General features: G+C 37.8%; 10 protein-coding genes. All 10 read right to left on the bottom strand.

Annotated elements, in window-relative coordinates:
• Nucleotides 1-3: 3 nt before the first annotated feature.
• A complete protein-coding gene (flgC, locus tag AB1422_13390; protein ID MEW6620305.1) occupies nt 4-444 on the bottom strand; it encodes a flagellar basal body rod protein FlgC in 441 nt (146 codons plus the stop codon).
• Between the two features lie 7 nt (nt 445-451).
• On the bottom strand, nt 452-901 hold the full coding sequence (flgB, locus tag AB1422_13385) for a flagellar basal body rod protein FlgB (GenBank protein MEW6620304.1): 450 nt from the start codon (nt 899-901) through the stop codon (nt 452-454).
• Between the two features lie 155 nt (nt 902-1,056).
• Nucleotides 1,057-1,266, bottom strand: coding sequence for a hypothetical protein (locus AB1422_13380; protein ID MEW6620303.1), 210 nt, complete (start codon nt 1,264-1,266; stop codon nt 1,057-1,059).
• Between the two features lie 432 nt (nt 1,267-1,698).
• Nucleotides 1,699-2,415, bottom strand: a complete 717-nt coding sequence (locus AB1422_13375) for a response regulator (protein ID MEW6620302.1) — start codon at nt 2,413-2,415, stop codon at nt 1,699-1,701.
• 57 nt (nt 2,416-2,472) lie between these two features.
• A complete protein-coding gene (locus tag AB1422_13370; protein ID MEW6620301.1) occupies nt 2,473-4,500 on the bottom strand; it encodes an ATP-binding protein in 2,028 nt (675 codons plus the stop codon).
• A 16-nt stretch (nt 4,501-4,516) separates the two neighbouring features.
• The gene (locus AB1422_13365; GenBank protein ID MEW6620300.1) at nt 4,517-4,738 is read right to left on the bottom strand and encodes a hypothetical protein; all 222 of its coding nucleotides are present in this window, start codon (nt 4,736-4,738) and stop codon (nt 4,517-4,519) included.
• On the bottom strand, nt 4,716-5,546 hold the full coding sequence (locus AB1422_13360; GenBank protein MEW6620299.1) for a PEP/pyruvate-binding domain-containing protein: 831 nt from the start codon (nt 5,544-5,546) through the stop codon (nt 4,716-4,718). Before AB1422_13360 ends, AB1422_13365 begins: the two co-directional genes overlap by 23 nt.
• Nucleotides 5,547-5,579: 33 nt before the next feature.
• A complete protein-coding gene (locus AB1422_13355; GenBank protein MEW6620298.1) occupies nt 5,580-6,005 on the bottom strand; it encodes a hypothetical protein in 426 nt (141 codons plus the stop codon).
• 113 nt (nt 6,006-6,118) lie between these two features.
• The gene (locus AB1422_13350; GenBank protein ID MEW6620297.1) at nt 6,119-7,948 is read right to left on the bottom strand and encodes a PEP-utilizing enzyme; all 1,830 of its coding nucleotides are present in this window, start codon (nt 7,946-7,948) and stop codon (nt 6,119-6,121) included.
• A 203-nt stretch (nt 7,949-8,151) separates the two neighbouring features.
• A partial coding sequence (locus AB1422_13345; GenBank protein MEW6620296.1) for a hypothetical protein occupies nt 8,152-8,366 on the bottom strand: 215 nt, incomplete at its 5' end.

Raw genomic sequence — 8,366 nt, 5'->3', positions numbered from 1 at the left:
GTTTTATCTACTAATATCCAGTGCCCTAATCATCATTTCTTTTGCAGACCGCATTGCGGCTACATTTGCCTCATAAGCCCTGGTCGCGGTAATCATATCCGTCATCTCCAAAACTACATTTACATTTGGCAACCGAACATAACCATCTTTATCTGCATCTGGATGTTCAGGTCGATATTCTATTTTAAATGGAGAAGGGTCTTCTTCAATACCTACGACACGCACCCCTTTACCATTGTAGATAACCTGTGATTTAACAAATGGTATATTAAAAAATACCTGCGGTTCACGAGGAGTAAATAGTACTCTTTGTCGACGATAAGGGCCTCCTTGTGGAGTTCGAGTTGTATTCACATTCGCAATATTATTAGCAATTACATCCATTCGTAATTGTTCTGCGGTAAGTCCTGAGCCAGATGTATTAATTGTTTGAAAAAGATTCATCATGATACTATCTTGTGCCTCCTCTTATTACCATATCAAGCATCTGAAACATACCACTTATTCTATTAACTACTGCCTCATACATAATAGAATTTTTTGCTAAATTAGCCATTTCAGCATTTATATCAACATTATTCAGGTCATTACGAAAAGTAGTATCATCTTCCACAAACATTCGTGGTCGAACTGCAGTTGGATGTTTTGGTGGTTTATAAAATTGAATATGTTTAGGGTCAGTCGTCCTTGCTTTAAAATTTGATGTTTCCTTTTTCTGCAATGCCAGGGCAAGCTCATCTTCAAAACTTACATAACTTTTCTTAAAACCTGGCGTATTAACATTAGCAATATTATCCGCAATCACCTTTTGCCGTAAGGTCGCAGTATCCAGTGAGTTCTCTAATATTTTCACTGTTTGCATATGGGTAGATTGGTCAAACATAATATTTTTTGCCTCCATTTACATTTATCGGCATTTTAGGGCAAAAAGTTTAATTAATTTATCAAAGAACAAATCATAGACAAACGGATAATTGGTTAAATGACTTCGCCGTGAATTCAACCAAACGGTATTTAACCACCAGTTACCAGAATCAAATTGTCTGGATTCACGAACTATTTGTGTTCATCCGTAGCGATATATTTCCCAACACAAGTATTATTTTTAAGAATTTCCATCCCTTCTTTTTCTATCCAGAGATTGACTGCCTTTCGGACAAGTTCGGATAAACTAACCCGCTTTTTGGTATGTTTAGTCAAAATATAGGCAATATCCCTTAATATTTCGTGTTGTTCATCTTGTAAGTATATCTCACTTTTATACACCCTATATCCTCCTTACAGGTTATCCATCATACCATTTAATTAGATATTCTACATACAGGATATATATTATACATTATACCTGATAATATGTCAAGTATTTTTGTCTGGAGTTTCGTTAATTTAAGGAGCCATTGAGGCTATCTGAACCTTATCAATCTGTTTATTTTGCTCAAAGATGGCAAAATTAGGCTCAAAAGCCTGATGATTTTTTTTTGCAACTTATCCTTTGAAGTTGAGTTGATAAAAAATGCTTCACCTATTTTCTTCCCTTTGTGTCCTTTGCGTTACTACTTTGTGCCCTTTGTGGTTTATCTTTTTTTAACCGCAAAGAACGTAAAGAAATCAACCGCAAAGAACGCAAAGATTAAAGGAGAAAGGAATCATAGAAAATTCACGAAACTCCAGCTCCACTTCCCTGGACATAACCGCTTCTCATTTTATCGTCTCTTTCAGCAACCTCAATAATTCAGTCATATCAATTGGCTTTTTCAGACAGGCATAAGCGGATAAATGCCTGGCTTCGTTAAGTAAATCTGGCAAATCATAGCCTGTAATGACAATGACTACCACATTAGGATTTACTTGTTTAGCCTCTTTCAAAACAACAATCCCATCTACTTTCGGAAGTTTGAGATCAAGGATAATACAGTGATATAATCCCGTTTTAAGCATTAGTAAAGCTTCTTGCCCATCTTTAGCCAAATAAATCCGATACCCCTTTTCTTCAAGAATACGACATAAATTCTTTCTTATCCCTTCATCATCATCGACAATTAAAATAGTTGGGCGATTCTCACTGATGGCTTTGGCAATCAAGGTTATGACCTTGTCTAAGTCAAATGGTTTATGAAGGCAGGCATAAGCCCCTCTTTCCAAAGCGGTCTCTATTAAATCCTCTACTGCAAAACCCGTCATCATAATTACCGTTGTGTTTTTATCAATCTCTTTAATTTGAAGAAATGTCTCCACCCCATTTAAACCAGGTAACCTGATATCCATCAGGATAAGGTCATAATGGGTCTTTTTTACCTCTTCAATAGCCTGATAACCATCCAGAACAGGCTTTACTTCATAACATTTAATCTTAAGGATGTGTTTCAACACATCTGCTAAATCTGGTTCATCATCAACAATTAAAATTTTAGCCATTGGCTTACTCCTGAAAAACTCTGACTTTTCTGAGCTCTCTGACAAAATAATTTATTTTCATCCCTGTTTGTCTCCACTCTCCGTCGTGGACATATCCGTTTTTTGGGGCAATTTAATCGTAAATGTTGCTCCTTTTCCTTCTTTACTTTCTACTCCAATCTTTCCCTGATGTGCTTCGATGATGCGCTGGCAGATAGCCAAACCCAAACCTGTGCCTTTTCCCTTAGTGGTATAAAAGGGGTTAAATATCTTTTCTACCTCTTTGCTACGAATACCCACACCATTATCTTTAATCCTTATCAAGACAAACCTACCTTCTTTATGGGTAACCTCCTGAGTGTTAATCTCCAATCTTTTTTCTTCTCTTTCTCCCATAGATTCAATGGCATTCTTGATGAGATTAAAGAAAACTGCTTTTAGTTGTTCTGGGTCAGCTTTTAGGGGAGGGAGAGATTTAGTTAAATTCTCTTTTATTTTCACCTCTGCCTTCATCTCATTCTCTAAGTCTTTTAATGTCTCCTGGAGTAGATTATTTATATCTACAGAGCTAACCTTAAGTATAGGTGGTCTTGAGAAGGATAGAAGGCTGTTTATGTAAGATGTTGCCCTATCTACAGCTTTATCAATCTGGCCAAGTGTTTTTTTGATAATTTCGTCTTTGGCTAGAATCTGAGACAGGTAATAGACTCCACCCTTAATCACCGTTAAAGGATTTTTTATCTCATGGGCAGACTCAGCCGCAATCTGGCTTGCTGCGGCTAATTTCTCTGCGGCAATGAGTTTTTCCTCCGCCTGCTGCCGTTCAATTATTTCTTGTTTAAGCCCTTCATTAAGTCTTTCTAATTTCTTGTTCTGTTCATCAACCAGATTGAGTAAGGAATAGAGTTGATTGGAAACCTCACCAAGGGAGTAAATAATATCTTGACTTAAAAGGTCTATTGGCTTATGAAAATCATCATAAACAGCCGCTCCAACTATAGCCCATTTTAATTCCCCGCTATCCATGGGGACAACATACCAAATTTTATCTACAATTTCTCCTTTGTCATTTAGCCCCTGATATGGCGCGTAGAATTCTTCACCATTTAAAGCCCGGTTATAGACATTCCAAAAACCATAGAGATATTGAGCAGGTCTCTTTTTCTCTTTAAGTTCTTTTCTGGGTAAGTTAATCAACCCTTTATCAGGATGAAAGATAATCCTGCCACTCTCTCTATCTATAATGCCAATGTAGCCAAATTCCCCTATCTTTTGAGAAACAAGGGAACAAAACCTTTTATCTTCCTGAAGCCCTTTAAGGGTTGCAGAAGGCAGAGATGAAAGATAGATTTCTATTGCTTTTTTGAGATTATAGACTATTTCTCTGGTAAGGCTTATCATTATCTTTTCCCCATGTTTTTTGGTTATTTTAATAGCTTCACCTTCTAATCTAAGGAAAAGATTAAAAAATCTACCCATTATCCCAGTTAGCCACTCAGCCTCAGAAATCTTTAGCCTTTTTCTTAATAGATATTTCCTGGCTATTGTTTTGGCTGTATCAGAGTAAAACCATTTTTCTATATTAAAATTAAGGTATTTAAAAAATTCCTCTTCACCAAGATTAAATTTCTGGCATAGAGCAGAAAACAATTCTGGTGTGTATCTTGAGAGTCTGTCTCCATCTTTAACCACCTCGTCCTCTTTTGAGATTGGTTGTTTTCTACTATCATGTCCGGTGATAATCTCAACAATCTTTTCCTTTTCGTCTGTTGGAAATTTAAGTTCTGAAAGGATATTTTGAGCGATAAGGCTACTTTCTATCTCATGCTTATGGAGTAAGATGGCATTTGAAAAGGCAATTCCTCTTCCATTCAAATTTTCTGAAAGGGAGGGAGGCAATCTAATCATCCCTTCTTCCTCAAAGGAAAAGGTACTCCAGCCTGTATCGTGAAGAAGAATTGCCGGGATGATAATCCTTTCATCGCCGCCTTCTATAGCCATTAACCTTTTTGTCATCTCTAAGGCTTTTTCGAGATGAATTACATCAAACTCATCCCGACAATATTTTTTTGCCCTTTCCAAGATAACATCAAAAATTTCATTCATAATGTTTCACTCCTAATCAGTTCGCTTTTTTGTAACCGTTCAGGTGGTAATTTACCGCAGAGACGCAGAGGAACAGAGAGGAAAATATCTTTTTTCCCCAGTTTTTCCATTTTTCCTTCATTACACCCTGAACGGTTACGCTTTTTTTAGCTAAAAGATGGCTAAATGCTGAACGCTTATGAAACTCTACCCAGTAATTGAGTAGTGACAAGGCACTAATTTCTTCTATTCCATACACTTTCTGGTCTTGCCTGTAAGATGATGAGCTCTCCATTTTCCTTATCAATTGCCCATTCTATATCCTGATAAGAGCCAAAGTGTTGCTCTATCCTTTTAGCCAGATTAGCAAGTTGATATCTATATCTTTCTTCTAAAATCTCTCCATTTATTTTATCTATCTGGTTGGTAATTTTGTCAATCATCAGACGATTTGGTGTTCCCTCGCCTGATGTAACAGAATCTTCCTTTGCATATTCAATAACCATCTTCGAGGGGTCGCCGCTGATTGGGTCTATGGTCATCAGAACGCCCGCAAATGTTGAGTTTATCATCTCCTGAACAATTACCCCCATGGCTATCTCCTGTATATCCTGGTATCCTTTTCCCAATACCTGTAAATAGCTTAACAAATGGGGATTAAAGGTGCTCTGCCAGCATCCCTTAATGCTTTTTAAAACATCTGTCTCTTTTACATTAAGGAATGTCTCATACATTCCGGCAAAGCTTGTATGTGGTAAATCCTCCCTACTTGAGGAAGACCTGACCGCAAACCGGCTTTCTTTTTTAACCCTTGATGAAAGGAGTTGGCAGGCATGGCTTATTTCATTAGCCATTTTATCTGGCATCTCAAGTCCTACCAAAAGATTACCAATATTTTGCCCTAAGTCATAGAGCTGATGTGTAGCCACAAAGTCCACAAATGCCTTTTTGGTAACCACAAAACCCAGTGGGACAGATATACTTATCCTTTTCAATTCAAATAAATTAGCGGCTTTATTGCCCACCTCCTCAGATGTAACCATTTCGTTATCCCATTTAATGTACATAGAGTTCTTTCCTGAAATTTTTGTCTCTTATCTTTACCTCAACCACTTCACAATTCCAGCCATACAAGCAATCTGCCCTATCCAGAATAGAAACATCCATTTGATAATTTCTGATTTGAACTGTGCCATTTCAACTCTGATTTTTGAAGTTTCCTCTTTCATTTCAGCCCTAAGAGAGGTAACTTCCTCTTTCATTTCAGCCCTAAGAGAGGTAACTTCCTCTTTCATTTCAGCCCTTACTCCAGAAATTCTTGCCTCAAGTTTCCCTTCCATGATTGCAATATCTGACCTTACTCCACTGATTTCCTCAGAAAGCCTTCTTGCGAATTTCTCTGCTGATAGGGTAATAACATCTTCCTTTATTCTTTCTTCTGATTTGTTGAAGAGTTCAACTAAGGAATCCACCCCATCTTCCCCTAATTTTTCCCTCAAAACTCTGGGAACAGCAATTACTGGCATAGTTTTTCCCTCCTTTTAAAATCTGGTAGTTTTTCTCTTAACTGTTTTAGCAAATAATGCAGAATTAAAGCAAATAAAATATATCAACCACAAATTTGTGGTTATGTATTTCTTTATTTTACAATCTCCACTATCCCTTTAGTTCCATCAACTCTTAAATATTGGCCTGTTTTAATCAATCGAGTTCCAAAGCCTGTGCCTACCACCGCAGGCAAGCCGTATTCCCTGCAGACAATGGCGGCATGGCTCATCATCCCACCAACATTAGCCACTACACCTTTTATCCTGGCAAACACAGGCGTCCAGGATGGTGTAGTAATTGGGCAGACCATTATCTCGTCTTCCTGAACATCAGGCAGGTCATCGGTTGAAAGCACTATTCTGGCAATTCCTTCAACTACCCCCGGTGAAGCAGGGTGCCCTCTCAGCAATGCTCCCTCTTTTTGCTCCCCACTCATAGCCTCAAGCCAGGCGTCTATCTTTTCTGAAACAATTCCCCAGAGCATAATGGTAAATGGTTCAGTAATCTTCTCCGGTGGTGGTCCTAAGGCAGGAACAGGCTGCCATTTCTCAAGTGCCTTGATTATTTCTTTCCTCTTTAAGATTATTTTTGGCCAATATTGAGGTCCCTTGGGAAGAGAACCAATCCCCCAGGATGAATATAGGTCATAGAGGGCTTGTGAGATTTCATATCTGTTTAAATAAAATATATCCTCTTCTTGCGCAAAGAAGCCACTTTTTGCTAAAATCTTCCCTACCTCACGCATCTTATTCCAGAAGATAGTATGGTGCCAGTGCTCAACATAAAAATTATGCTCCTCAACATAACTAAATACGGTTTTAGCCAGAGAGAATTTTTCCAGGAAAACCTTTTTATCCTCATCACTTCTTAATAACGAAAAATACCCCTCTTTTAGTTTCTCTCCTTCTTCTACTATTTTTTCTGTTTTCCTCTCTATATTTTCTCCAGCCTGTAATTTTTTGATATATCCAGCAATGGCTGAAAAGGGAATAGATAAATCATCTATCCAACTTCGGGGTGTATGATAGAACCCTGTGCCAGAGTTGAAATAGAACCAGGGGTCTTTAATCTCTTCCAAACTGTTTAACCATTGTTTACCTGAGTCAGTCCTTTGCAATCTTTCGATGATTGCCTCAGGTATTTGTCCTTCAAGAAATATCTCGGATAGATTGAGTTCTACTGCTAATTTAGATAATCTTCTCAATTCATTATCTGGTCGAAATAAAATAACATCTATACCCGCCACCATTTTAGTAATCGTCTGGTCTGAAATATCAGGGAAAATACCTTTCATAAAGCAAGAAAAATCAAGAAAAGCGGCATACCCTAAATTTAAGAACTCAAAGTGGTATTCCCAGATTTTAGTCATACTTTCTATGAGTTGATTGTAGGCAGAAAGAAGGGAAAATCCGGTGGAAATGCCAACCGCATCGGTTATCTTCTGGAGGTCTTCTTTTTCGGGTAAATCAGGAATGGCGATTGATTTTAATCCTTCTATTTCTCTGGTTACCTTTTCCTTCCATTTAGCATAAAGGCTATCCCAATTTTGATAATAAAACCCTGCCCGCTGACTAAAATCCTTTAGCCTTTCTGTTATCTCCTCGGGGTCATCAACCGTTAAAGGACTTAGATATATGAAGCCATTAAGTAACCTTATATCTATGCCCAGTGCGGGTGGGATAAGCCAAACACGGGTGTTATAACGACCCAGAGCAGATATAGCACTTTCTGCGGTAAAAATGTCAAAGGGATAGAGTGGGGTTGTCCAATGCATCGTATCGCAAAACCAAAATCTCTCTTCTTCAAGTTCTTTACGCTCTTCACTAAACAAGAGATAGTAAGGATACATTTCCTTCCATCCGTTTGCACCCTCTGGTGTTTCAATTTCAAAAGGGCTGGGAAAAACTTTTTTCACTGACATCGTTTTTTTTACCTCCTGAAAAATAGTTTTTAGCCACATTTTTGCCTTTAAATAGAGGGGAAGTTCCGTTACATAGACTACCAGACACATAGATACCCACACACCAGTTTAATTTTCGATTTTTTCAATCCGCCATCTGTATCTCTTATCCTCTTAACTTCTTATCCTCTCATCTTCTCCTAATTTGCTAATCTCTAATTTTCTTAATTTTCCTTCAACATCTTTTTTATCTTCTCTTTGCCAAGGAGATGTATAAGATCTTTCAATAAATTCTCTTCGCCAATGGTACGGATTACCTCTTTTTCCCCAATGCTACGAATTACCTTCTTTTCCCCAATGCTACGAATTACCTTCTCCTCTCCAATCCCTTGCACAAATTTGTCAATCCCTACTATATCGACAAGCTCTCTCATTATAT

This window comes from bacterium (assembly GCA_040757115.1).
In the GTDB taxonomy this organism is placed as follows: domain Bacteria; phylum UBA9089; class CG2-30-40-21; order CG2-30-40-21; family SBAY01; genus JBFLXS01.
Note: the sequence above shows the minus strand (reverse complement) of the source record. Positions and strands in the feature narration are given on the sequence as shown.